The following is a 23,746-nucleotide window of genomic DNA, read 5'->3' on the forward strand; positions in this document are numbered from 1 at the left end:
CGCTGGAGACCTGTCCGGTCGGCGACAGGCCGGATTGCCGGCAGTCTCATCCGAAAAGGCTGAGAACGGATCGGTAGGGTATGGCCCGCGGCAACCCTGCCGAGACGATTTCGGAGAAACCGTTGACCAACGTGCTGATAGTTGTCCTGATACTCGTAGTGATCGCTGCCGTCGTGTTTGTGGTCCTGCGTGGACGCCAGGGCAAGCCGAGTGCTCGCGTCGACCCGCTCGCCGACTATCCCGAGGTGTACGACCCCCACAAGATCGGGGTCGGCGACATCATCACGTACGCGGGTATCGACCATGTTGTTCGAGGGACCATCACGCTCGACGAAGAGGGGTACATCTGGCGTGAGCACCTTCTCGACGGTTCGACCGGTCGTCGTTGGTTGACGGTCGAGGACGACGAGGGCGAATTGGAGATGACTCTCTGGATGCGTCGAGAAGGAACCAACCTGGTCCCGAACGGCGACGTCATTCTCGACGACAAGGTTCACCGCAAGATCGAAAGTGGAACGGCGAAGTTCACGGCCGAGGGTACGACGGGTACGGCCCCTTCCGGCTCGATGGAATACGCGGACTATGCGACCGCAGACAAGACCGGCCTGATTGCATTCGAGAAGTGGGCGCGCGGACAGTCGTGGGAGGTTTCCACGGGACGGGCGGTCACTCGCAGCGAACTCACTGTCATCCACTCGGGCCCCCCGGAATGAGCCTGTATCTACTCGACGTGGAGCCGACCGACGTGGATGCCTCGGCACTGGGGTTGGTACTGGGAGCTCCTGCGCCACCGACCCTCGCCGAGTTGGTGATCGGAACTTCCGACGCGACGCTGACACTCGGAGTGCTCGGGGCTTCGCACGTGGTGACGGCCTGGGCGTCGGGAAAGGAACTGACCGAGCAGGTTTCGTGCGATGCTCTTGCCGCCGGCGGTGAACCCTTGCCGGCAGTGGAGTCCACGGAAAACTACCGGTTCGAGTCTTCCTCGCTGATCCTGGACCGAGTCGAATTCGATTCGGAAGCTGCATCGTTGAGAGAGTCCGCCGGCCAGGACGGTTGGATCTGCGGATCCTTTCCCGGCGACGACACAGCGTTGACCGCGTTGTGTGGCGTGCGAGACCGCCAGGGGTGGAGTTGGCAGAGTTGGCATTTGTACCCGGGGGAGGGGACAGGAGTGATCGTGAAGACGCGCAGTAGGTGGCGCCCGTGAGGGGGCGGACGTGGTTTGCTCCGGTGATGCTGGCGGCCGCAATTATGTTGTCGGCGTGCGGTGGTGGAGCCAAAGACTTCATCGCGGACAACTATTCCAAGACGTCCCAGGATGGCGACGTCGTGTTGTACTCGTCGAAAGATCCAGTGGGCACGACCGTCTCACGGATTGTCGACGCGGACGAACCAGCGGCGCGAAGTGCTGACGGCGGCAACGAATACCTGCGCTACGACGACGACATCGTCACTGTCAGTTCGGCTTCGGGCGGTGGCAGCACCATCAAGGTAGAGGACATCGACGGCACGTATCGCAGCGGCGGATACGCGTACCTGGGACCGGGCTTCAACCCGGGATCCCCGGCGGGTGGAAGCAGTGGCAGCGGCGGCTCGGGTAGTGCCAAATGACGGTAATGCTCAATGAGAAGGAGAACGGCGTGACGAACATCTTTGCATCCACTTCCGTCGAGATCGGAACGGTGGATCCGGCATTGCTCGTCGGGGGCGTTCTCGGCACCCTCGCCTACTTCGTCGTCGGTGCAGCGGTTCTGGCGACGGGATTCCTGGTCCTCGACCTCATGACACCCGGAAATCTCCGCCACCAGGTTTACGTCGACAAGAACCCGAACGCTGCGATTCTGTTGGCCTCCAATCATCTTGCGCTGGCGATCATCGTGGTGACGGCTATCCTGACCAGTTCGGACGGCTTTGCTCAGGGACTCGCCGACTCCGCGGTGTACGGACTGTTCGCGATCGTGTTGCAAGCGATCGCGCTGCGATTGATGAACGCATTCCTTCCCGGCAAGTTGGTTGCGCTGGTGCAGGATCCGAAGATGTGTGGCGCCGCGTGGGCTGTGGGTGTGAGCTTGCTGTCCATCGGTTTGGTGAACGCCGCAGCGCTCACCTGATGGTTGCCGCTGATCCCGATGTGACAGTTGACGAGCGTTCGACGATGCTCGGCCCGCGCGCACGCGTCCTTCTCCTTGCGGCTGTTGCGGCGTGCGCTGCGTGTGGCCTGATCTACGAGCTGGCCCTGTTGACACTCAGCGTGAGTCTGACCGGCGGCGGCATCACCCAGACGTCGTTGATCGTCGCGGGATTTGTTGCCGCTCTGGGTATCGGAGCGCTGGCCGCCAAACCTCTGCTGGGACACGCTGCCGTTTCGTTCGTGACGGTCGAGATACTGCTCGGGCTGATCGGCGGATTCAGTGCCGTCACGCTGTACGTGACCTTCACGTTCTTCGGTTCCAGCGCAGCAGTTCTGGTGGCGGCGACCGCGCTGATCGGCATCCTCGTCGGTGCCGAAGTGCCTCTGCTGATGACGCTCTTGCAGTCCGGTCGCAGCGACAACGACGCACAGAGCACCGGAAAGGTACTGGCCAACCTCAATGCCGCCGACTACCTCGGCGCATTGATCGGTGGTCTGCTGTGGCCGTTCGTACTGTTGCCGTGGGCGGGAATGATTCGCGGTGCCGCACTCACCGGCATGATCAATCTCGTGGCTGCGGCAGTGGTCGCGCTGATACTCCTTCGGTGGCAGCTCAGCCTGCGCGCACGATCGATCGCCGTCGTCGCAATGCTGTTGGCAGCAAGTTTGATCGGATGGTTGCTGATCGCGGCCTCGGACATCGAGACCACGTCGAGGCAGCGGCTCTACACCGATCCCGTGGTGGCCGCCGAGCGATCGGTGTACCAGGAAATCGTCGTCACCGAGCGGGGGAACGACGTGCGCCTGTTCCTCGACGGAGACCTGCAGTTCTCCAGTGTCGACGAGCATCGGTACACGGAGTCGCTGGTGTATCCGGCCCTGGTGAACGACCCCCGGCGCGTGCTGATTCTGGGCGGCGGTGACGGCCTCGCTGCACGGGAAGTGCTGCGAATGAGCAGCGTCGAGCAGATCGTTCAAGTGGAACTTGATCCGGCAGTCTTGGAGTTGGCCAACACGCGTCTTCGTGATCTGAACGAGGGAGCGCTCGAGGATCCACGGGTGGACGTCGTACTCGACGACGCGTTTCGGTGGCTGCGAGAGCGTCCGGAACCGGGTTTCGATGCGGTGATCGTCGACCTCCCAGATCCCGACACCCCCGCACTTGGCCGCTTGTATTCGATGGAGTTCTACGGACTTGCCGCTGCCGCGATGAATCCGGGCGGGCTGATGGTCGTCCAGTCCGGCAGCCCGTACTCGACACCGGATGCGTACTGGAGAACGGTGTCGACGGTATCGGCTGTCGGACTGAGCGTCTCGCCCTATCACGTTTTCGTGCCGAGCTTCGGTGACTGGGGATATGTGCTCGCGCAAAGAGGTTCCACGCCGCCCGAGCTTCGTCTGCCCGCTGATGTGCCGGAACTACGGTTCCTCGACGAGCCGACGCTGGCGTCGGCCTCGGTGTTTCCTCGCGATCGCCCGAGGCGGGAGTTGGAACCCTCGACGCTCGACCGGCCACGCATCGTCGACGATATGCGCAAGGGCTATGAACGCTGAACTCCCGACCGAGTAGCTTGAATCGAGACTCTCGGCCACGACGGAGGTACGGATGACTGTTCGGATCGAGGAGCACGCACCGGGAGTTCGGTTGCTCACGATGAAGCGCAGGAAGCATTCGCAGCTTTTCATGAAGAAGAGGTGATCGAAATGAACGGTGCACAGTCGCTCATCCAAAGCCTGGTCGACTCGGGCGTCGAGGTGTGCTTCGGCAATCCAGGAACGTCCGAGATGCATTTTGTCGCCGCACTCGATTCCGTTCCGCAGATGCGGGCGGTACTCGGCTTGTTCGAGGGCGCCGTGACCGGTGCCGCGGACGGCTACGCACGGATCGCCGGAAAGCCTGCCGCGACGCTGCTCCATCTGGGCCCCGGTATGGCGAACGGACTGGCGAACCTTCACAACGCGCGCCGCGCCCACACACCGATCGTGAACATCGTCGGGGACCACGCGACCTACCACCACGGTTTCGACGCTCCTCTCGAATCGAACATCGATGCGCTGACCGAATGGTTGGAGGGGTGGAGTCGACGTTCCGAATCCACCGCGACCGTCGGTAGCGACGCGGCCGACGCCGTTGCCGCCTCGTTGAATCCGCCCGGACGCATTGCCACACTTGTCCTCCCTGCCGACGTCTCGTGGGGCGAAGGTGGAGTTCTTGCGGGTCCTCGGGACATACCGGGGCGGGCGGAAGTTTCTGCAACACAGATCGACTCGGTGGTGGGCGCGCTCAATGCCGAGGGTCGCGCCACGCTACTGCTGGGCGGCGCAGCCTGTTCCGAAGCTGGGCTGCGCGCCGCTTCCCGAATTGCGGTCGCGACCGGTGCCCAGATTCTGATCGAGACTTTTCCAGCCAGGCTTCAACGAGGTGCGGGGCTACCGTCATTCGAGCGCTTGGGATACTTCGCCGAGCACGCCACCGAACAACTTCGCGGAACAACTCAGCTGGTTCTGGCCGGAGCGGTTTCGCCGGTCTCGTTCTTTGCGTATCCCGGAAAACCGAGCGATCTGGCACCGGAGGGTGCTGCGGTGACAACGCTGGCAAGCGTCGGCGACGATGTTGCCGGTGCACTGGAGGCAGTGGCCGAACTCGTGGCACCGGGAGTCGAACCTGTTGTGCAGGAAGCGAATCGGCCGGCGCTGCCGAGCGGGCCTCTGGACGTTCGAAATTGGGCCGACGTGATCGGCGCCCTGCTGCCAGGCGACGCCATCATCTCCGACGAGGCGGCGACTTCCGGTTGGGCGATCCCGATTGCCCTTGCCGGAGCGCCGCGCCACGACGTGCTCACGCTCACCGGAGGTGCCATCGGCCAGGGCATCCCGGTGGCGACGGGCGCCGCTGTGGCAGCGCCGGAGCGACCGGTGATCAATCTCGAAGCCGACGGAAGCGCGATGTACACCATCACGGCGTTGTGGACGCAGGCGCGAGAGATGTTGAACGTCACGACGATTCTGCTCAACAATCGCGCGTACGCCATCCTGCGTGGCGAACTGCAACGAGTCGGCGCAGAAGGTGGCGGCGTCGTCGCACAGTCGATGCTGGATCTGTCATCTCCGAACATGGACTACGTCAAGATCTCCGAGGGGTTGGGAGTGCCCGCGTCGCGGGCGAACACAGCGGAGGAGTTGGCCCAACAGTTTGCCGCAGCGCTGGCGGAACCCGGCCCGCATCTCATCGAGGTCATGCTGCCTCCGACGTCGTGATTTCGACCTCGAATCGATCGTCGATCGTGCATTCAACTGGAGGTTTTCGGTGCTAGCTGCGATCGGTCTGTCTCTTCCGATTGCCCTCGGCCTGCTTTTCGTCTCGATGCCCATGGCGGTGATCGTGCTCGTCATGATCACCGCTGGAGCACATCGAGGGGCGGCATCTTTTCTACTCGGGTGGGTCCTCGGAATCTCGGCAGTCGTCGCGGTGACCATCGTGATCGCGGACTATTCGTTTGCGGAGTCGGAGTCGTCGCGGACTTCCGTGTGGTCGAGCGTCGTACGAATCGTGTTGGGTCTGGTCCTGTTCGGCTTGGCATACAAGCAGTGGCGCGCGCGTCCGCGAAACGGGAGTGAGCCGACAGTTCCGAAGTGGATGAAGAGCGTCGACGGGTTGACTCCGCGGAAGGCGTTCGGGTTGGCGTTCTTGTCCGCGGCGGTCAATCCCAAGAATGCAGCGCTGGCGGTATCCGGTGCGGCCACTATCGCGGTCGCCACGAATGTCGTTGCCCAACAGATTGTTGCCGCGGTGATCTTCACGGTCATCGCGAGCGTCGGCATCGCGTTGCCGATCCTGGTGAAGGTGCTCTCCGGCAAGCGTGCCGACGAGATCCTCGCGTCCGCGAAGGCATGGATGACCGCCAACAACGCGGTGATGATGACGGTCATCCTGACGATCCTCGGTGCGACCGTGCTGGGCGAGGGGCTCAGTGGGCTGCAATAGGTCGCCTACCATTGGCGGGTGACTGATTTCGACGACGACGCTGCCGGTTCCATTACCTCCGCTGCTTTGGCTGTTCTGCGCGAGCAAGGCCCGCTGAGTCTCGAAGAGTGGGCGACCCATCTCGAGGAGTACGGAACTGCGACCGAGTTGGCCGATGTACTCGAGTACCTGTCCGAACCGATGCTCGGGTACCTGCCCAACGGAAAGTACGTCGCTCTCGACACGGTCCTCGAAGGGCTCGTGTTCACTCACCGGCTCAGCGAAGTCGAAATTGCGTCGGACATCCTTGACGCGAGCCCCGACCTGGAACCGATCTTGGCATTCGGCGACGACGACGGGGCGATCCGGGTGGCCCTGGCGGAAGAAGCAGCCTCCGAACGCGGAGCTGCTCCGTTCCGGAGTCGACGAGTTGTGGTACTTCCGGCCGGAACCCTCGGCGAGTGCGCCGACGGTGATCTCGTCGGCTTGGCTGTCGAAGACGGAACACTTGCGTTTCGTCTGGTCGAGATCGAGGACGAACCCGATCTTGCTCCGGCGCTCGGCGAACTCTTCGAGGAGGACGGAGTCGAGGCCCTGGATTCTGTGTGCTGGCAACTCCTGATCGAGGATCCGTCACTCTTCACGGTTCCTGTTGCGCCGCTGGGTGAGATCTTCGAGGTGGCAGGTTACGAGCACGAGCGTGAGCTACTGGCTCGGCGGGGATTCGACTTCGACGCCTACGACCTGCAGATTCGGACAGCCTTGGTGGCCGGTACCTACGACCTGACCCACGACGAGGCAGTCTCTGCCGTTGCGTTTGTCGATCTGGCGGACCGCGGATACACCGACGCGGTCATCGCCGACTTCGATATCGCGGACTGGGCCCACCGTCATGTGAGCGCTGCTCCGGACTCTTTTGTCTCACTGGCAGATCCGGGTGCTGCAGTGGCCGTGTTCGATCTCGGATTTCGGAATCAGGACCCGGTGACCGACGCAATCCTCGAAGCGCTTGCCTCCGAACTGGCCGAGCGAGGGCCACGGTCGGTGCGGGCGGCGGCTCATTGGCTCGCCGGTAAGGCCGTCGATCGGCTGGGGCGCGTCCTCGAAGCGGAGGCGCACTACGAGAAAGCGCTCTTTGCCGAATCCGGTTGGGGTCCGGCCTTGTTCGAGCTGGCTCAGTTCGCGTCGGACCGCGGCGATGCGACCCGGGCGCTGTCACTGCTCGGGCGGATCGACGGCGGAAGTGAAGAGAATCTCTACGCCGTACTGCAGGACTTCGTGCCATCCGATCACCCGGAACTCGGTCGAAACGACAAGTGTTGGTGCGGTTCCGGCCGCAAGTACAAGGTCTGCCACCTCGGAAAGGCCGATGAATCCGTCAAGGCGGACGGTCGGTGGCTGTACAAGAAGGCATGCCTGTTTGCGTTTGCCTCCGAATTCGTCGACATCGTGACCGGGCTCGACGATCTCGAAAACGAAAATCTCTCCGAGGACGAACTGATCGCGGCCACGATCTTCGACGGCTCGGCACTGGACGTCGCTCTGTTCGAGGGTGGAATCTTTGCCGAATTCTTGGCCAGACGCAGCGAACTACTTCCGGAGGCGGAAGTTGTGACAGCCGCACAGTGGCTCGGAATCCGGAGGTCGGTGTACGAGGTGATCGAAACGTCCGACACCGGCGTCGTGCTGCTCGATCGTGGGTCCAAGGAGACCGTCACGGTTGCTCACTCGGTCGAAGGCAAGCCAGGTGATGTGATCAGTGCTCGGGTCCTGACGGCCCCCACTGGCGCGTTTGCGGTGGGTGTTGTGGTCATGGCAACGGAATCGCAGGCTGCGAGGGTGCTCGAGGTTCTCGCTTCCGAAGATCTCGTGGCCGAAGAACTGGTGCGCGAGTTGCGTGGAGGCGCCGATCACTCGACCGATGACCGGTGACGATGTATCGAGTCGACCCCGTTAAAGTTGGATAGGTGAACGAACCGATGGATGCCAATGACTTGATCGCCGAAGCCGCGATGGAGTTGTTGCGTGAGCACGGCCCGCAGACAGCGGCGGACTGGGGCACCCTGTTGGCTGACGCCGGGCACGGTACAGCCGAGGACATGGCCGAATTTGTCGAGTACGTCGAGGACCCGTTGCTCGGATACTTGAGTGAGGAACGGTACGCCGCCCTCGACACATTGTTCGAGCATCGAGTGTTGACCCATCGGCTCACCGAAGCGGAAATCAGGTCCGGCGTTCTCGACGCGAACCCCGATCTGATGATGCTGCGGGTTTTCCTCGATCGTGACGACGACGAAATCCACGGCATCAGCGTCGTGCACCGCGGGACCGACGACGATCTATTGGCTGATCGTGGGATCGAAGATCCGGAGTTCCCACACGACGAAGGCTTTCTGCTCGACACCGACACCCTTGCCGAGTGCTCGGAAGGTGACTTGATCGGATTGTTCGTCGCTGACCGTGAGCTGACGCTCTGCACCATCCCCGAGGTACTGGATCCCGCACCCGGATTCGGCGAGCACCTGGCGACGGTCCTTGCCGACATCGGTGCTGACACCCTCGATGCCATTGTCTGGCAGTTGATGCTCGACGAGCCGTCGCTGTTCCGTCAGCCGACCGCCCCGCTGGGCGAGATGCTCGAGGCGTCAGGTTACGTCCGCGACGGTGACTACGTTGCGGTCGACGGATTCGATTTCGAGGCATACCACCTGGCGAACCGGGCCCGCATGCTCGAGGTCCGCGAGAATCTGCACCCCGAAGAAGCCGCGTCGGTGATCGCCTTCGTCGATGTGGTCATGGCCGCGAAAGCCGAAGGCGTCGACGATGTCTCGGACTGGGCGCGCAAGCAGATCAAGGAGGATCCGCAGGCCTTCGCAGGCCTCGCCGAGCCGCCCGCGGCTGCGGCAGCGTTGGAGCTGTTGTCCGAACTCGACGATCATGATTCCGTATTGCATTCTGTTGCAACTGCTCTCGCCGAAAAAGGGTCGCGTCGTGTCAAGCCGGCAGCGCACTGGCTGGCGGGCAAGGCTTCGGATCGTCTCGGCAAGATCCTGGCCGCTGAGGCGTCGTACGAATCAGCGCACGATCTCGATCCCGACTGGACTCCCGCGATCTTCGATCTGGCGCTACTGGCCGCCGATCGAAGCGATGTGACGCGCGCGCTGGCTTTGCTGGGCCGAATCGAGGGTGGCGAGTCCGAGGTTCTGCACGAGGTTCTTCAGCGCTACGCCCCGGCCGAGCACCCCGAACTCGGACGAAATGACAAGTGCTGGTGCGGTTCCGGTCGAAAGTTCAAGGTTTGCCATCTCGGTAAGTCCGAGGTGACGTTCGACGACCGGGCCAGCTGGCTCTACGTCAAGGCTCAGTTGTTCTCGCGCACGCCGGAGTACTTCGACGCCGTGTTCGATCTTGCGCTCATCCGTGCCGAGCAGTTCAACAGCGAAGAAGCACTGACGCTGGCCGTCGAAGGTGGTTTGGCCGTCGACGCTGCCTTGTTCGATGCGGGTATTTTCGCAGCTTTTGTCGAGCGCCGCGGAGAACTGCTGCCTGCCGACGAACGCGAACTGGCCGATCAGTGGTTGTCGATTCCGCGCTCGGTGTACAAGGTCGCCTCGACGGAGCCTGGACAGTTGGTGACCCTCAGCGACGTCCGCAACGGCCATCTGGTGAAGGTCACGGACGAGTGGGGCTCGCTGAACCTCGAGCCAGGCACACTCGTGTGTGCTCGTGTTCTTCCGGCCGGGTCCACGATGCGCACGTTCGGTGGCATCGAACCGCTTGCGGTAGAAGACAAGAAGGAGTTGATCCAACTGATCGAGTCGGTGGATACCGAACCGGGTCAGCTGGTGGAGTTCCTCAGCCGCGGCCTTGCCGGTGCGCCTTTCCGGTAGCGCGAACTACCAAAAAGGCGCACGGGGCCGGAGGCCCTAGGGCGTTACCTGAGCCAACATCATCTGCTCGAAACCCTCACCGTACGGCGGGAGCATTCCCCACTCGCCGCGTGGGTCATGCTGCGCTGCTTCGAATACCGTTCGGGCGTGACTGAACTCGAGGAAACCCTCGCGGCCGTGGTAGTGCCCGATACCCGAAGCCCCGACGCCGCCGAAGGGTGCGTCGCTCAGCCCGGGGTGAGACATTGCGTCGTTGATGGTGACGCCGCCCGAGACGGTGCGTTCGAGTACGGATTCCTTCTCGTCCAGATCGGTTCCGAAGTAGTACAGCGCCAACGGTTTCGGTCGTGAATTGATGTCGGCGACGACGTTGTCGAGTTGGTCGTACGGCAAGACGACGACGGCCGGCCCGAAGATCTCCTCCTTCATGATCTGCGCGTCGGTCGGAGGGTCGACCACGATTCGCAGTGGGCGACGACGAGTGTCTGCGGAGAGTTCTTCGTCGGGAACGGTGATGATTCGTGCCCCACGTTCTTCGGCGTCCGCGATGTACCCCTCGATGCGTGCGAGGTGACGATCGCTGACTATCGAGACCATGTCTTTGTTGTCGGCGATCGTGGGAAACAGTCCCGTGAACTGGTCGGTGAACGCGTCGATGAATGCTTCCGTGTTCTCGCGCGGAACGTAGATCAGATCGGGAGAGACACAGAGTTGACCGGCGTTGGTGGACTTCGCGATAGCCAAACGCGAAGCAGCAGAGCTGATATCGGCACTGCGGCTCAAGACGCTCGGTGACTTGCCGCCGAGTTCGAGGGTGACCGGCACCAGGTTCTTCGCAGCATTGGCCATGACCAGCTTTCCGACGGTCGTGCTGCCGGTGAAGACGAGGTGGTCGAAAGGCAGCGACGTCAGCCGATCAGCGACCTCCGGGCTGCCGGTCACCACCGCGACCTCCACGGGGTCGAGAGTTCGACGCGCCGCCTCGGCCAGGACGGTCGCAGTATTGGGCACGATCTCCGACGGTTTGAGAACGGCGCGATTTCCTGCTCCGAGGGCGCAGGCGAGCGGGCTCAGGAGAGTGAACAGGGGAGCATTCCAGGTTCCGATGATGCCGATCGAACCCTTCGGCTGGTACGACACGTACGCCGTGGCACCCAACTGGTCCTGCATCGCTCCGGTAGCTCTCGGTGAGCGAATCATCCACTCTTCGAGCGAATCACGAACGTGCTTGAGTGAAACCATCGACCCGAGAACGTCATTCATCACCGAGTAGGCCGGGATTCGGCCGCCGAAGTCTTCGTTGATCGCCTCGGTCAGATCCTTGTGGTTTGCCACCAGGAGATCGACGACGCGTTGAATGCGCTCGCGTCGTGTCTGCGCTGACGGAAGACCAGCGGCTCGAGTTGCTTCCTGCTGAGCGCGCAGAATCTCTTCGAGATCAGTGGTGACGGCGGCATCGGTGCTCATGGGCACTCCTCGTAGTGGCGAAGTATTGACCGGACGGTATCGACGCGGTGCGAGTGGATGTCCTTTTCGTCTCGTTGACCGGGACGGATTCGATTGGTAGAGAGAACACATGTCGCAGACACAGGTAGAAGACACTGCAGTGAAGATTTCCGTCGAGGAATCGGTGGGACTCGGTTTCCTGACGCTCGATCGGCCGGCGCGGCGCAATCCGCTCTCGGCGGAGACCATGCGTGAGGTGACGGCTGCCCTTGTCGAATTGTCTGTAGACGAGCGCGTGCGGGTCGTGATCGTGCGCGCCGAAGGCCCGGTGTTCTCCGCCGGACACGATCTGACGGAGATGATCGGGAGAACCCTCGAGGACGAGCGGGCGATCTTCGACGGCTGTACCGAGATGATGGAGACCGTACAGCGGATTCCGCAGCCGGTGATTGCCGCAGTACAGGGCCCGGCTATCGCGGCGGGCTGCCAACTGGCTGCGTCGTGTGATCTGGTTGTTGCTGCGTCGAATGCTGTCTTCGGCACGCCGGGCGTCAAGATCGGACTGTTCTGCTCGACGCCCATGGTGGCGCTGAGCAGGGCAGTAGGGCGCAAGCGCTCGATGCAGATGTTGCTCACCGGGCAGACGATCGACGCCGACACCGCTGCGGACTGGGGTCTGGTGAACTTCGTCGTCGCGCCCGAAGACCTGGACCGAGAGGTGCGCGAACTGGCCGCCAAGATCACGACGGCCAGCCCCTTGACGGTGAAGATCGGTAAGCAGGCGTTCTATCGCCAGATCGATCTGCCGCAAGCGCAGGCGTACGAGGCGATGGCGGAAACTATGGCAACCAACGCCGTGACCTGCGACGCTCAGGAAGGTATGCAGGCCTTTGTGGACAAGCGAAAGCCCGAATGGCGCAATAAGTAACGATTGCTCTTCCGGTTTAGTTGGACGTCCTATAACCTGAGGCGCATGAGCCTGGATCCACGCACCAACACTGTCGACGGAGTGCTTCGGCGCTCGGCAGCCAAGTACCCCGACCGTGTAGCCGTCGTCTTCGAAGATCGCACTCGCACCTACCGCGAACTCGACGACGCGGTGACGCGGGTCGCCGCCTACTTGCTCGGTCTGGGGCTCGAACACGGCGACCGCGTCGCGGCATACGGAACCAACTCCGACGCCTATGCAATCGGATTTCTTGCCTGTGCACGAGCAGGTTTGGTGCATGTTCCCGTCAATTACGCACTGAAGGGGGAGGAACTCCGGTACCTCGTGGCGCAGTCAGGCGCCCGCGCGGTGTTGGTGGATCCGGCATTGGCGCCGACACTCGACTCGGTACGCTCCGACCTCGATCTCGATCACGTGATCGCACTGCGGGACGCGGAACTGTCCGTCGTCACGATCGGTGAGGCAGGCGAGGTGCCGGTCTTCGAACCGCGTGCGACGTCGACCGATCTGGCGCAACTGCTGTACACCTCGGGCACCACCTCGAAGCCCAAGGGCGCCATGATGTCTCACGGTGCACTGGTTCACGAGTACGTGTCCTCGGTGATCGCGCTCGGCCTCGACAAGAACGACAACCCGCTGATCTGCATGCCGATGTACCACTCCGCGGGCATGCACGTCTTCATGCTGCCGTACCTGTCCGTCGGCGCGACGGTCAGTCTGATGCAGGCGCCGGACATCCCGGAAATCCTGCGCCGTGTCGAAGCCGAAAAGATCGGATCGCTGTTCCTGGCGCCGACCGTGTGGGTACCGCTGGCCAACCATCCGGACCTCGAGACCCGCGATCTGTCGTCGCTGAAGAAGGCGCAGTACGGCGCCTCGATCATGCCGGTCACCGTGCTCAATCGTCTGCGCGAGCGCTACCCGGACATCGGTTTCTACAACTGCTTCGGCCAGTCCGAAATCGGCCCACTGGCAACAGTTCTCCAGCCCAGCGAGCATGCTGATCGCCCGTCTTCCTGTGGTCGCGCGGTGTTCTTCGTCGAAACCCGCGTCGTCGACGCCGACGGAAACGATGTCGCCGACGGTGAGTCCGGCGAGGTTCTCTACCGCTCACCGCAGCTGTGCAACGGCTACTGGGAGAATCCGGAAGCCACCGCCGAGGCCTTCCGTGACGGCTGGTTCCATTCGGGCGATCTGGTCGTGCGGGACGAAGAAGGTTTCATCACGGTCGTCGACCGGATCAAGGACGTCATCAACACCGGCGGCATCCTGGTGGCGTCACGCGAGGTCGAAGATGCGGTCTACACGCACCCCGCCGTGGCAGAAGTTGCCGTGATCGGTACGCCCGACGAGAAGTGGATCGAGGCCGTCACCGCGATCGTCGTGCTCAAGGACGGCAACGACGAGTTGACGCCCGAGGCGTTGATTGCCCACGTCAAGGAGCGAATCGCTCCGTTCAAGGTGCCCAAGCATGTCCGTTTCGTGGCCGAGCTTCCGCGCAACCAGAGCGGCAAGCTACTGAAGCGGGAACTGCGCACCGTCTGAAGCTTGCTATAGGTTCTGCCTTACCTTCGGTTCGTTTTCAGGTCTTTGACTCCGATTGCCTCACGGTATTGACTTCGGGGGACGGCATGGACTTCGGAAACAGCAAGGTGAGTGGTGGGAATGCAGGTCGACGCAGATGACTTCGCAGATATCTTGGCGACTGCGCGGGAGTTCATCCGTAAGGAAGTAGTTCCGCGTGAGCAGGAGATAGCCGACACCGACGCCATTCCTGAGGACATACGCAAGAAGGCCGCAGCTATCGGGCTCTTCGGTTACGCGATCCCTCAGGAATGGGGTGGGCTCGGGCTCGACCTCACCCAAGACGTCGAACTGGCAATGGAATTCGGCTACACGTCTCTGGCGCTGCGTTCGATGTTCGGTACCAACAACGGAATTGCCGGACAGGTGCTGGTCGGCTTCGGTACCGACGAGCAGAAGGCTCAGTGGCTCGAGCGCATCGCCTCCGGTGATGTCGTGGCTTCCTTTGCTCTCACCGAACCGGGAGCGGGCTCCAACCCGGCCGGCCTTCGGACCAAGGCAGTGCTGGACGGATCCGACTGGGTGATCGACGGCAACAAGCGGTTCATCACCAATGCTCCACTGGCGCAGCTGTTCGTGGTGTTCGCGCGCACTCGCCCGGCGGATTCCGATGGTCCGGGAATTGCAGTGTTCCTGGTTCCGGCTGACACGCCAGGTGTCACGGTCGGTCCCAAGGACAAGAAGATGGGTCAAGAAGGTGCTTGGACCTCCGAGGTCACCTTCGACAACGTCCGAGTTCCCGAGTCGGCCCTCGTCGGTGGCGACCAGGACACCGGATACCGCGCAGCGATGACGTCTCTCGCGCGCGGACGAGTCCATATCGCGGCGCTCTCGGTGGGAGCAGCACAGCGAGCGCTCGACGAATCTGTCGCGTTCTCCGTGGTCACGGAACAGGGCGGCACCGCGATCGGCGACTTCCAGCTGGTTCAAGCGATGCTGGCAGACCAGCAAGCCGGTGTGATGGCAGGGCGCGCGATGGTGCGCGAGGTGGCCGCGCGGTACGTCAGCGGTGAGGATCGCCGTCTCGGGCCTTCGGCGGCAAAGCTTTTCTGCACCGAGATGGTGGGCAAGGTCGCAGATCTCGCCGTGCAGATCCACGGGGGCAACGGGTACATGCGCGGTGTTCCGGTCGAACGCATCTACCGTGAAGTTCGCCTGTTGCGCCTGTACGAGGGAACCAGCGAGATCCAGCGTCTGATTCTCGGTGGTGGGCTCGTGGCGCAAGCGAAAAAGCAAAACCAGCGCTGACACATTTTCCAGACGAGCTTTAACCTCACGAACGGAGTGGACATGGGATTGTTGGACGGCAAGGTTGCGGTAGTGACCGGCGGAGCCCAGGGCATCGGGCTCGAAATTGCGCGCACCTTCATCAAGGAAGGCGCGACCGTCGTTCTCGGCGACATCAACGAAACCGTGGGAACGGCTGCGGTCGCCGAACTCGGTGGAGAGTCGGTCGCCCGTTTCGCTTCCTGCGACGTGCGTGACTCCGGACAGGTCGAGGCCATGCTCGATCTGGCCGAAAGCGCTTTCGGTCCAGTCGATGTCATGGTCAACAACGCCGGCATGACGCGCGACGCCACGATGCGGAAGATGACCGAGCAGGACTTCGACGACGTGATCGCCGTTCACCTCAAGGGCGCCTGGAACGGAACACGCGCTGCCGCCGCCCGCATGCGCGAGCGTGAGACGGGCGCGATCGTGAACATCTCGTCGATCTCCGGCAAGGTGGGCATGCTCGGGCAGACCAACTACTCGGCCGCGAAGGCCGGGATCGTCGGTCTGACGAAGGCCGCGGCAAAAGAGGTCGCGTTCAAGAACGTTCGCGTCAACGCCGTTCAGCCCGGACTGGTCCGCACGGCGATGACCGAGGCGATGCCCGAACGGATCTGGAACGAGAAGCTTGCCGAGATTCCGATGGGGCGCGCAGCCGAGCCTTCGGAAGTTGCTTCGGTTGTGCTGTTCCTCGCGAGCGACCTCTCGAGCTACATGACCGGCACGGTTCTCGAGATCACCGGCGGCCGCCACATCTGATCCGTCCTGTTCGAGTGCAAGAATTCAGAGTGTGAGAATTCTGGGTGTAAAACTTCTGGGGTGACTACTGACATGGGACAGCCGAACTCGGATCTTCCGCTCGACGGAATCACCGTAGTTGCACTCGAACAGGCGGTGGCGGCACCGCTCGCCACCAGGCATCTCGCGGACATGGGTGCGCGGGTGATCAAGATAGAACGCGTCGGCGAGGGTGACTTCGCGCGTCACTACGACCAGGCGGTTCACGGTCAGGCATCACACTTCGTGTGGCTCAACCGTTCCAAGGAATCGATCGCCGTCGACGTGAAGTCGGACCCCGGCCGGCAGATCCTTCTCGATCTGGTCGCGCGAGCCGATGTGTTCCTGCAGAACCTGGCTCCCGACGCAGCCGCGAGACTGGGGTTCGGCGCGGAGGAACTGCGCGATAAATACCCACGGCTCATCGTGATCGACATGTCCGGCTACGGCAGTGCCGGCCCGCGGCGCGAGCGCAAGGCCTACGACATGTTGGTCCAAGCCGAGACCGGAATGATCTCCGTGACAGGCACACCGGAGACGGCCACCAAGGCCGGCATCCCGGTCTCCGACATCGCGGCAGGAATGTACGCGCTGACTTCGATTCTGAGCGCCCTGTTCCGTAGAGAGCGAACGGGCAAGGGAGCGCTCGTCGAGGTCTCGATGTTCGATTCCACCGTCGAGTGGCTGGGCCATCCGATGTACATGAAAATGTATGCGGACAAGCAGATTCCACGTGTCGGACTCGGCCATGCCGCGATCGTTCCCTACGATTCGTATCCCACGGCCGACGGCGAAATCCTGATCGGCGTCCAGAACGATCGTGGATGGCGAGCGCTGATGGTGGACGTGTTCGAGCGAGAGGATCTGGTCGATCATCCGCGTTACCGCACCAACATCGTGCGCGTCGAAAACCGTGGCGAGGTAGACGAATTGGTGGGATCTCTGACGCGTCTGTACTCGACGACAGATCTGGATCAGCGTCTGGCCGCCGCTGGTGTTCCGGCCGCGGCACTCAACGACATGGCCGGTCTGCTGGAACATCCGCAGCTGGAGAAGCGTGCCAGATGGCGGTCCGTGGGCACCGAGAACGGTCCGATCGATGCCGTGCTGCCTCCGATGACGTATTCGGATGTCGAAATGCGCATGGGTGACGTTCCAGCACTCGGCCAGCAGACGGATTCTCTGCTGGCCGAGTTGGGACTTACGGGCGACCGGATCGCGGAACTTCGCCGCGACGGATCGATCGGTTAACGCTTCTAGCGTCGCAGGTTCTCGAACACCGCGGCAATCCCTTGTCCGCCACCAATACACATGGTCTCGATCCCGTACCGTGCCTGGCGCCGGTCGAGTTCGCGCAGCAGATTGGCGAGGATCCGCCCACCGGTAGCGCCGACAGGATGTCCGAGCGAGATTCCGGAACCGTTGACGTTGAAGCGTTCTTCGATGTCCTGCGCGCTCAATCCCCAGGCTTTGGCGCACGCGAGAACCTGGGCGGCGAAGGCCTCGTTGACTTCGATGAGGTCGATGTCGTCCAGCGACAGATCGACACGGGAGAGAGCCTTCGCCACGGCAGGCACCGGTCCGATGCCCATCCGGTTCGGCTCCACACCGGCCACACCCCAGCTGACCAGTTTCGCGAACGGCCGCAGGCCCAGCCGTTCGGCGTTGGCCGCAGTGGTGACGATGGCCGCGGCTCCGGCGTCGTTCTGGCCGCAGGCATTTCCGGCGGTGACTGTTGCTTCAGGGTCGACGCGACCTCGAATGGGGCGCAGTGCAGCAAGATCGGACAGTTGTATCCCTCGGCGCGGATGCTCGTCTTGGGTGACGACTGTCTGCTCACCACGGCGTCCGGGCACCGAAACGGGAATCGTCTCGTCGTCGAAGTACCCACTGTCTTGGGCGTGAACGGCCCGTTCGTGCGATCGCACCGCGTATCGGTCCTGCTCGTCGCGGGTGATCGAGTACTCCCGGCGCAAGTTCTCGGCGGTCTCGATCATGCCGCCTTCCACCGGAAAGTTGACTCCGCCGGAGTTCGTGCGCGGTTTGGCCAATCGGTCGTGGAACTCGACGGAAGGGCGCTTTGTGCCCCAACGCATGTCGGTGGAGTAGAACTCGGTTCCGCTCATGCTCTCGGCGCCGCCGGCGATGACCAGATCACTCATCCCGGTCTGTACCTGCATCGCGGCGTAGATGATCGCCTGCAATCCCGAACCGCAACGGCGATCGAGTTGTATTCCGGGAACGGACACGTCGAGACCGGCGTCGAGTGCCGCGATTCGCCCGATGGCCGCGGCCTCTCCGTTGGCGTACCCCTGACCGAAGATGACGTCGTCGACATCGGTGGACGCAATGCCGGTTCGTTCGACGAGGCCACGCACAACAGTGCCGGCGAGTGTGGTGACGGGAACGTCCTTGAAGACTCCGCCGAATCCGCCCACCGGGGTGCGAACGGGTTCACAGATGACTGCGTCGTGCATGGAATGCGCCTGTCTCGAGGAGAGGTGGGGAATGCGTCGCGTGAACGGGCCGATCGAAGGGCCCACCGCGACCTGGCCACTCGAATATCCAGCACGCGTGGCGCGGTTGTCAACAGCAGGAACGACCTGTTCGGACATAGTTTCCGCCATACGGTTCGTATGCGAAATCGACTTTGACACCTATACCGTTCGGGGATTGAATGGATGCAGCGTCTCTGTCGCACACACGTCGCGGTGGGATGAAAGTTCCTGGAGTCGAATCAATTTCGTCGACCGGGAGGGCACGAAGTACCGACTGACAGGTGGAACAGTGACTCGTTTGGCGCAGACGGCGGGATTGACCGAAACTCAGACCGATATTGTCGGGGCGGTACGCGAGTTCGTCGATCGTGTGGTCATCCCCGCGGCGCAGGAACTCGAACACTCGGATACGTACCCGACCGACATCGTCAAGCAGATGAAGGACATGGGTCTGTTCGGACTGACCATCGACCCCGAGTACGGGGGTATCGGCGAATCATTGCTCACCTACGCGCTGTGCGTCGAAGAATTGGCCCGTGGATGGATGAGCGTGTCCGGTGTCATCAACACGCATTTCATCGTGGCTCACATGATTTCGGCGCACGGGACGCCGGAACAGAAGGCGAAGTACCTGCCGCGTTTGGCTTCCGGGGAACTCACCGGTGCATTTTCCATGTCGGAGCCTGCCCTCGGTTCCGATGTTGCTGCCATATCGACCAGGGCGAAGCGGACGGACTCCGGCGATTACGTGATCACCGGCCAGAAGATGTGGCTGACCAACGGGGGTTCCTCGACCTTGGTGGCAGTCCTGGTCAAGACGGACGAGGGCGCGGAGAAGCCGCACAACAATCTGACGACGATATTGATCGAGAAACCCGCAGGTTTCGGCGAGGTACTCCCGGGCCTGACCATTCCGGGCAAGCTCGAGAAGATGGGGTACAAGGGAATCGACACCACGGAGATGATCTTCGACGGTTTCGAGATCGGAGCCGAGGAGGTTCTCGGTGGCACCCCTGGCTCGGGATTCCGGCACATGATGGACGGCGTCGAGGTCGGCCGGGTCAACGTCGCCGCGCGTGCCTGCGGAATTGCCCAGCGCGCTTTCGAACTGGCTGTCACCTACGCCAAGCAACGCGAGACTTTCGGCAAGCCGATCGCCGAGCATCAGGCCATCGCGTTCCGGATCGCCGAGATGGGCACCAAAGTCGAAGCGGCACATCTGATGATGGTCAACGCTGCCAGGCTCAAGGACTCGGGTGAGCGCAACGATGTCGCCGCGGGTATGGCGAAGTATCTGGCGAGTGAATTCTGCTCGGAGGTCACCCAGGACAGCTTCCGTATCCACGGCGGATACGGCTATTCCAAGGAATACGAGATCGAGCGGTTGATGCGTGAGGCGCCGTTCCTTCTGATCGGTGAAGGCACCAGCGACATCCAGAAGCAGATCATCAGCAAGGGCCTGCTTCGCACGTACAACTGAGCCGAGAAGCGGCACCGCGAATATGCGCGGTGCCGCTTTGTCGTGTCGGGTCAGCGGGTGAAGGCCAGGGTTGTCACCGGTGACCGGTTGCCGTATGCGTCAACGGCTTCGACGCGGGCTTCGTATGCGGTGCCCGCTGCGGCGTCGGGAATCGGAATGTCGAGGCTGTTCGGCCGCGGCATGAAGTAGAAGTCCGAGAGCACCTTCGACGAGACCACCTTCGCTCCGGTGGCTGTGTCCGTGACCTCGACGGCGTAGTGGTGCACCATCTGATCGTCCTTGGCCTGCGCGATCCTCAGTGCGGTCGCACCGTTTTCGCCGGTCGTCACCGAGAGCGGAGTGCTCGAGGTGAACTCCGGCGCGTGCGTGTTCCGTGCGCCCGAGGTGTAGCGGAAGTTGTCCTTGATCTGCTGGTTGGTCGACCCGTCGAGTTCGACCGTCCACCCCGAACCGCTCAGCGTGCCCGCGCTCGAGTACGGCGGCTGCCAGTTGGCTGACCACGCGCCACCGGCGTAGATGTCGTGCTTGTCTGCTGCCATGTTGATTCGGTTGATTTCCGTGCGGTCCTGGTAGACCTCGACGAAGAGCGCTTGGGCAGTGGGTGATTCGAAACGGTTCGCGAGACCGGACTCGGTCACCATCTGGTAGCCGTGATCGATTTCGATGTACGACATCGAGCCGTCGTTGACCGACGTGAAGTCACGCTGATGGATCGACCGGTCGTCGTTGTTGTTCAGATGTGAGTGCCCGGAGAAGAAGATTGCCTGAGGGAAGGCACTCAGGTCTTCGGTCAATCGAGGGTTCGACGCCTGCTGCCCGTCCATGGCTGTGTTGCTTGCCGGCCGGTGTCCCTGGACCAGGATCGGCTTGGTCAGGTTCCCGGACTCCGCGGTGATTTCGGTCAGGCGGGACTTCAGCCAATCGCGTTGCGCTGAATCATTGTTGTAGGTTTCGGTGTTGACCGTGAAGAGATGGACACCATTGACGTCGGATTCGTAGTATCCGCCACCGGAATCCGGGAACCACTCCGCCGGGTACCCGGCTCTGATCGCCGCGAGACTTGCATCGTGATTGCCGTTGGAGATCAGGAGTTGTGTGTCGTTCATGCCCTTCCGGGCGAGGTTTGCCTGGAAGATTTCTGCGACGATCTTGTGGTCGGGCCCCTTGCCGTCTCCGTTGTCGTTGATCATGTCCCCGTTGGAGAGGATAGCGTCGGGTTTCGGGAAGATGGAACCGATTGTGTCGAAGAAGCTTTCGTACTTCTTGTCGTTGTTCGCGTGATCGCCGACGTGGACGTCGGACATCACGACGACCTGAGCCAGCGGCTTTTCCGACGTCTTGATCAGGTAGCCGAACGAGACGGCCGCGCTCGCGTGATCGCCTCGGAAAGCTGCGACAGTGACGTTGGTGTCCTGCGCGATGTGCAGCGGACGTCCCGGCGTGGCAGCTTGGCTGTCGGTGGTGGGTGTCGTTCCGTCCACGGTGTAGCGGACGGTGGCGCCGCGCTCGGCGGTGAAGGTCAGGTCGACGGGGTGCTCGTACCGTCCGCCGGGGACGCTGACGCCGGGCGCTGCGGGCGGCGTGTTGTTCTCGCCCGAAGAGCTGCCCCATTCGAAGGACGAACTGCCCCAGCCGGGTTCGGCGTGGGATTCGGCGGGGGCGATGCCGGGGACGGCGAGAGCCGCTGTCACGGCTGCTATCGCGATGGTCGTACGTCTCACGAGGATTCCTTGTCTTCGACGCGGTGGTTCAGACCTATCCGCAATTGGTCTGGACCAATTACGGTAGGTGGCGCCGGGTAGAAGAAGGTGTGTCCTGAATGTCCGATTAATGAAGCGTGTGTGAACACCCTGCAGTGCTTGGTACCGGTATACCCGGCTGCGTTTATGGCAAAGTCGATGGAGTGGACCTACGTCAGATCGAGTACTTCCTTGCCGTTGCCGGTGGTGAGTCCTTGTCGACGGCTGCGCAGAATCTGTCGGTCACCAAGCCGTCGCTGTCGCAGGGTATTCGTGGCCTCGAGCGTGAACTCGGAGTCGAACTGTTTCACCGCGTCGGTCGCGGTTTGGTGCTGACGGCAGCAGGTCGGGCGTTGGTAGGGCCGGCGAGGCAGATGACTCGCAGCAGCGCGGCCGCGTTCGACGTCGCGATCGGTACGGCCGACGAGCCTCGTGGCCGGCTCGACATCTGCTCCGCGGCACATGGTCTCGAAGGTCCGATCGCACGCATCGTGGCAGACTTTCGTGAGCGGTGGCCTGCTGTGACCGTTCGGGTCGGTGAGTTGCCGCAGGGTGCAACGTCTGAGCAGGTGTTGGCAGACGGCGCGTGCGAGGTGGTCTTCAGTTACTGGCCACCCGACATGTCGGCGCTGTCCACGAAAGTGTTGGGGGTGAACGAGTACTGGCTGGCAGTGCCGTCGGGGGTTCATCCTGACGTCTGGCCGAATGGTGTGAAACCCGCTGCGGGAGAGCCGGTGTCATTGACGGCATTGCCCGATCTCCCCGTGGTGGGTGTGCTCAAACACTCGCGGGCTCGCCTTGCCATCGAGTCGTCTCTGCAGGCCGCCGGGGCCCGGACTCGGATGTCGACGGAGTTGGCGCAGCGGGAGACCGTCGGCGCGTTCGTCTTTGCTGGTTTGGGCATGGCATTCATGGAGCGTTCGTTGGCCGAGAGGTCGGTCGCGTCCGGCGCGGAGATATTTCCGGTGGAGCCGGCGATCTCACTGAATTACGGCGTCGAGTTCGATCCGGAGACGCTCTCGCCGTTGGGCAGGCTGTTCGTGGAGGGCTTGTGACGTGGGGAGATGTTCTCGATGTACGCAGACCCGGCCGGTGAGAGCGGGCCGTCGCGGTAGACCAAGATCGTCTGCCGGGTGATCGGTGGGAAAAGCGAGCGAACCTCAGATGCCGGGGAGTCTTGTTCGGCGATCGATCTGGGCAGCAGCGCGGCGCCTACACCTTGCCCGACCATTTCCCGGACAGCAAGGCGATCAGGTACTTCCACGACGACGTCGGTGAGTTCCAGATCGTCGTCGATCGAGTGCCCGCGCCGAACTGCGGATGCCTCGACCACCATCGGCAGGCGCGCGACCACGGTGCGCGGAACCGGATCGGGGAGGTCTGTGGCCAGGCGAATGGGGATCGACAAGACCGTTTCCTGGGTGCTCACGGCAATTTCTCGAAGCCCGTCGGAGACTTCGGCACCCGGGTGGGTCTCGAGAAACCCGAGTTCACACGTACCTGCTCTGACGAGCGCGCGCACGTCCTGTGCGTTGGCGGAGGCGTTCGTGGAGAACCGAATTCCGGGTGCCGTCAGATGGAGGCGTCCGGCGACCTCTGCAACAGGGTCGATGGCGAGATCGGACTGAACCGCTATGGCGAGTTCCCCGGCGCGCAAAGCGGTTACCGCAGCCACCGCGGCCTCGGCCCGAGCAACGTCGGCGAGCAACGTACGGGCAGAATCGGCAACTGCCAGTCCGACCGTGGTGGGAGCCAGACCGCGAGTGGTGCGCTCGAAGAGTGTGGCTCCGAGAGCTCGTTCGAGGTTGCGCACGGCCTGCGAGAGGGACGGTTGCGAGATACGCAGGACGTCCGCGGCGGCAGTGACGCTGCCGTGATCGACGACCGCGACGAGATACTGCGCGCTGCGTATGTCCATCCCGGGTGCCTGCATCTGACGAATTCTCCCAGATGACGGACCCTTGGCGGCGGTGACTTGCTGCGACCTGCTGACATAGGTCTGAGCTATGGCTC

Annotated in this window: 20 protein-coding genes; 16 read left to right on the forward strand and 4 right to left on the reverse strand. The window is 62.6% G+C overall.

Features of this window, described 5'->3' with window-relative positions; all coding sequences use genetic code 11:
* The first annotated feature begins 80 nt into the window (after positions 1 to 80).
* From YH3_RS15800 to YH3_RS15840, 9 genes are all read left to right on the forward strand, one after another.
* Positions 81 to 713 (forward strand): DUF4178 domain-containing protein, encoded by a 633-nt coding sequence (locus YH3_RS15800; protein ID WP_042448586.1) that lies wholly within the window; start codon positions 81 to 83, stop codon positions 711 to 713.
* A complete protein-coding gene (locus YH3_RS15805; RefSeq protein WP_042448582.1) occupies positions 710 to 1,210 on the forward strand; it encodes a DUF2617 family protein in 501 nt (166 codons plus the stop codon). Before YH3_RS15800 ends, YH3_RS15805 begins: the two co-directional genes overlap by 4 nt.
* A 26-nt stretch (positions 1,211 to 1,236) precedes the next feature.
* Complete coding sequence (locus tag YH3_RS15810; RefSeq protein WP_042448578.1) at positions 1,237 to 1,614, forward strand: DUF4247 domain-containing protein; 378 nt, start codon at positions 1,237 to 1,239, stop codon at positions 1,612 to 1,614.
* Positions 1,611 to 2,114, forward strand: a complete 504-nt coding sequence (locus YH3_RS15815; protein WP_042448576.1) for a DUF350 domain-containing protein — start codon at positions 1,611 to 1,613, stop codon at positions 2,112 to 2,114. Before YH3_RS15810 ends, YH3_RS15815 begins: the two co-directional genes overlap by 4 nt.
* Entirely contained in the window at positions 2,114 to 3,688 is a 1,575-nt protein-coding gene (locus tag YH3_RS15820) for a polyamine aminopropyltransferase (RefSeq protein WP_064443694.1), read from the forward strand. The genes YH3_RS15815 and YH3_RS15820 overlap by 1 nt, the downstream gene beginning before the upstream one ends.
* Positions 3,689 to 3,838: 150 nt before the next feature.
* Positions 3,839 to 5,392: an acetolactate synthase large subunit gene (locus YH3_RS15825; protein ID WP_064444205.1), complete on the forward strand. Its 1,554-nt coding sequence runs from the start codon at positions 3,839 to 3,841 to the stop codon at positions 5,390 to 5,392.
* Positions 5,393 to 5,441: 49 nt separating this feature from the next.
* A complete protein-coding gene (locus YH3_RS15830; RefSeq protein ID WP_064443695.1) occupies positions 5,442 to 6,119 on the forward strand; it encodes a GAP family protein in 678 nt (225 codons plus the stop codon).
* A gap of 18 nt (positions 6,120 to 6,137) precedes the next feature.
* Positions 6,138 to 8,030, forward strand: coding sequence for an SEC-C metal-binding domain-containing protein (locus YH3_RS15835; protein ID WP_064443696.1), 1,893 nt, complete (start codon positions 6,138 to 6,140; stop codon positions 8,028 to 8,030).
* Positions 8,031 to 8,065: 35 nt separating this feature from the next.
* Positions 8,066 to 9,988 (forward strand): SEC-C domain-containing protein, encoded by a 1,923-nt coding sequence (locus tag YH3_RS15840; protein WP_231917396.1) that lies wholly within the window; start codon positions 8,066 to 8,068, stop codon positions 9,986 to 9,988.
* Between the two features lie 36 nt (positions 9,989 to 10,024).
* Here the strand turns inward: YH3_RS15840 and YH3_RS15845 are convergent, their stop codons facing one another.
* Positions 10,025 to 11,455, reverse strand: coding sequence for a coniferyl aldehyde dehydrogenase (locus YH3_RS15845; RefSeq protein WP_064443697.1), 1,431 nt, complete (start codon positions 11,453 to 11,455; stop codon positions 10,025 to 10,027).
* A 109-nt stretch (positions 11,456 to 11,564) separates the two neighbouring features.
* On the opposite strand from YH3_RS15845, the gene YH3_RS15850 reads away from it, so the two are divergent.
* The 5 genes from YH3_RS15850 (at position 11,565) to YH3_RS15870 (ending at position 17,267) form a co-directional block, all read left to right on the forward strand.
* A complete protein-coding gene (locus tag YH3_RS15850; protein ID WP_003939812.1) occupies positions 11,565 to 12,362 on the forward strand; it encodes an enoyl-CoA hydratase in 798 nt (265 codons plus the stop codon).
* Between the two features lie 45 nt (positions 12,363 to 12,407).
* A complete protein-coding gene (locus YH3_RS15855; RefSeq protein ID WP_003940405.1) occupies positions 12,408 to 13,928 on the forward strand; it encodes an acyl-CoA synthetase in 1,521 nt (506 codons plus the stop codon).
* A gap of 120 nt (positions 13,929 to 14,048) precedes the next feature.
* Positions 14,049 to 15,215, forward strand: coding sequence for an acyl-CoA dehydrogenase family protein (locus YH3_RS15860; protein WP_007729538.1), 1,167 nt, complete (start codon positions 14,049 to 14,051; stop codon positions 15,213 to 15,215).
* Positions 15,216 to 15,257: 42 nt separating this feature from the next.
* A complete protein-coding gene (gene fabG, locus YH3_RS15865; RefSeq protein WP_003940214.1) occupies positions 15,258 to 15,998 on the forward strand; it encodes a 3-oxoacyl-ACP reductase FabG in 741 nt (246 codons plus the stop codon).
* A 72-nt stretch (positions 15,999 to 16,070) separates the two neighbouring features.
* The gene (locus YH3_RS15870) at positions 16,071 to 17,267 is read left to right on the forward strand and encodes a CaiB/BaiF CoA-transferase family protein (RefSeq protein ID WP_064443698.1); all 1,197 of its coding nucleotides are present in this window, start codon (positions 16,071 to 16,073) and stop codon (positions 17,265 to 17,267) included.
* Positions 17,268 to 17,272: 5 nt separating this feature from the next.
* Here YH3_RS15870 and YH3_RS15875 read toward each other — a convergent pair whose 3' ends face one another.
* A complete protein-coding gene (locus YH3_RS15875) occupies positions 17,273 to 18,493 on the reverse strand; it encodes an acetyl-CoA C-acetyltransferase (RefSeq protein WP_007729531.1) in 1,221 nt (406 codons plus the stop codon).
* Between the two features lie 310 nt (positions 18,494 to 18,803).
* Between YH3_RS15875 and YH3_RS15880 the strand changes: the two genes are divergently transcribed.
* Positions 18,804 to 19,994, forward strand: coding sequence for an acyl-CoA dehydrogenase family protein (locus YH3_RS15880; protein ID WP_030537200.1), 1,191 nt, complete (start codon positions 18,804 to 18,806; stop codon positions 19,992 to 19,994).
* Between the two features lie 50 nt (positions 19,995 to 20,044).
* Here YH3_RS15880 and YH3_RS15885 read toward each other — a convergent pair whose 3' ends face one another.
* Positions 20,045 to 21,715: a chitobiase/beta-hexosaminidase C-terminal domain-containing protein gene (locus YH3_RS15885; RefSeq protein ID WP_064443699.1), complete on the reverse strand. Its 1,671-nt coding sequence runs from the start codon at positions 21,713 to 21,715 to the stop codon at positions 20,045 to 20,047.
* A 182-nt stretch (positions 21,716 to 21,897) separates the two neighbouring features.
* Here YH3_RS15885 and YH3_RS15890 point away from each other — a divergent pair, with 182 nt between their 5' ends.
* The gene (locus tag YH3_RS15890; protein ID WP_030537198.1) at positions 21,898 to 22,788 is read left to right on the forward strand and encodes a LysR family transcriptional regulator; all 891 of its coding nucleotides are present in this window, start codon (positions 21,898 to 21,900) and stop codon (positions 22,786 to 22,788) included.
* Here YH3_RS15890 and YH3_RS15895 read toward each other — a convergent pair.
* Positions 22,722 to 23,666 carry a LysR family transcriptional regulator gene (locus tag YH3_RS15895; RefSeq protein WP_042923979.1) on the reverse strand — a complete coding sequence of 315 codons (945 nt, stop codon included), beginning with the start codon at positions 23,664 to 23,666 and terminating at the stop codon, positions 22,722 to 22,724. The two genes, YH3_RS15890 and YH3_RS15895, sit on opposite strands and share 67 nt — an antisense overlap.
* Positions 23,667 to 23,746: the final 80 nt, after the last annotated feature.

Source organism: Rhodococcus sp. YH3-3 (assembly GCF_001653035.1).
GTDB lineage: Bacteria > Actinomycetota > Actinomycetes > Mycobacteriales > Mycobacteriaceae > Rhodococcus_F > Rhodococcus_F qingshengii.

Excerpts from the sequence above, each read along its gene's own strand:
- YH3_RS15800 (WP_042448586.1), top strand. The coding sequence starts at position 81 with ATGGCCCGCGGCAACCCTGCCGAGACGATTTCGGAGAAACCGTTGACC.
- YH3_RS15805 (WP_042448582.1), top strand. The coding sequence starts at position 710 with ATGAGCCTGTATCTACTCGACGTGGAGCCGACCGACGTGGATGCCTCG.
- YH3_RS15810 (WP_042448578.1), top strand. The coding sequence starts at position 1,237 with ATGCTGGCGGCCGCAATTATGTTGTCGGCGTGCGGTGGTGGAGCCAAA.
- YH3_RS15815 (WP_042448576.1), top strand. The coding sequence starts at position 1,611 with ATGACGGTAATGCTCAATGAGAAGGAGAACGGCGTGACGAACATCTTT.
- YH3_RS15820 (WP_064443694.1), top strand. The coding sequence starts at position 2,114 with ATGGTTGCCGCTGATCCCGATGTGACAGTTGACGAGCGTTCGACGATG.
- YH3_RS15825 (WP_064444205.1), top strand. The coding sequence starts at position 3,839 with ATGAACGGTGCACAGTCGCTCATCCAAAGCCTGGTCGACTCGGGCGTC.
- YH3_RS15845 (WP_064443697.1), bottom strand. The coding sequence starts at position 11,455 with ATGAGCACCGATGCCGCCGTCACCACTGATCTCGAAGAGATTCTGCGC.
- YH3_RS15850 (WP_003939812.1), top strand. The coding sequence starts at position 11,565 with ATGTCGCAGACACAGGTAGAAGACACTGCAGTGAAGATTTCCGTCGAG.
- YH3_RS15855 (WP_003940405.1), top strand. The coding sequence starts at position 12,408 with ATGAGCCTGGATCCACGCACCAACACTGTCGACGGAGTGCTTCGGCGC.
- YH3_RS15860 (WP_007729538.1), top strand. The coding sequence starts at position 14,049 with ATGCAGGTCGACGCAGATGACTTCGCAGATATCTTGGCGACTGCGCGG.
- fabG (WP_003940214.1), top strand. The coding sequence starts at position 15,258 with ATGGGATTGTTGGACGGCAAGGTTGCGGTAGTGACCGGCGGAGCCCAG.
- YH3_RS15870 (WP_064443698.1), top strand. The coding sequence starts at position 16,071 with ATGGGACAGCCGAACTCGGATCTTCCGCTCGACGGAATCACCGTAGTT.
- YH3_RS15875 (WP_007729531.1), bottom strand. The coding sequence starts at position 18,493 with ATGCACGACGCAGTCATCTGTGAACCCGTTCGCACCCCGGTGGGCGGA.
- YH3_RS15895 (WP_042923979.1), bottom strand. The coding sequence starts at position 23,666 with ATGCAGGCACCCGGGATGGACATACGCAGCGCGCAGTATCTCGTCGCG.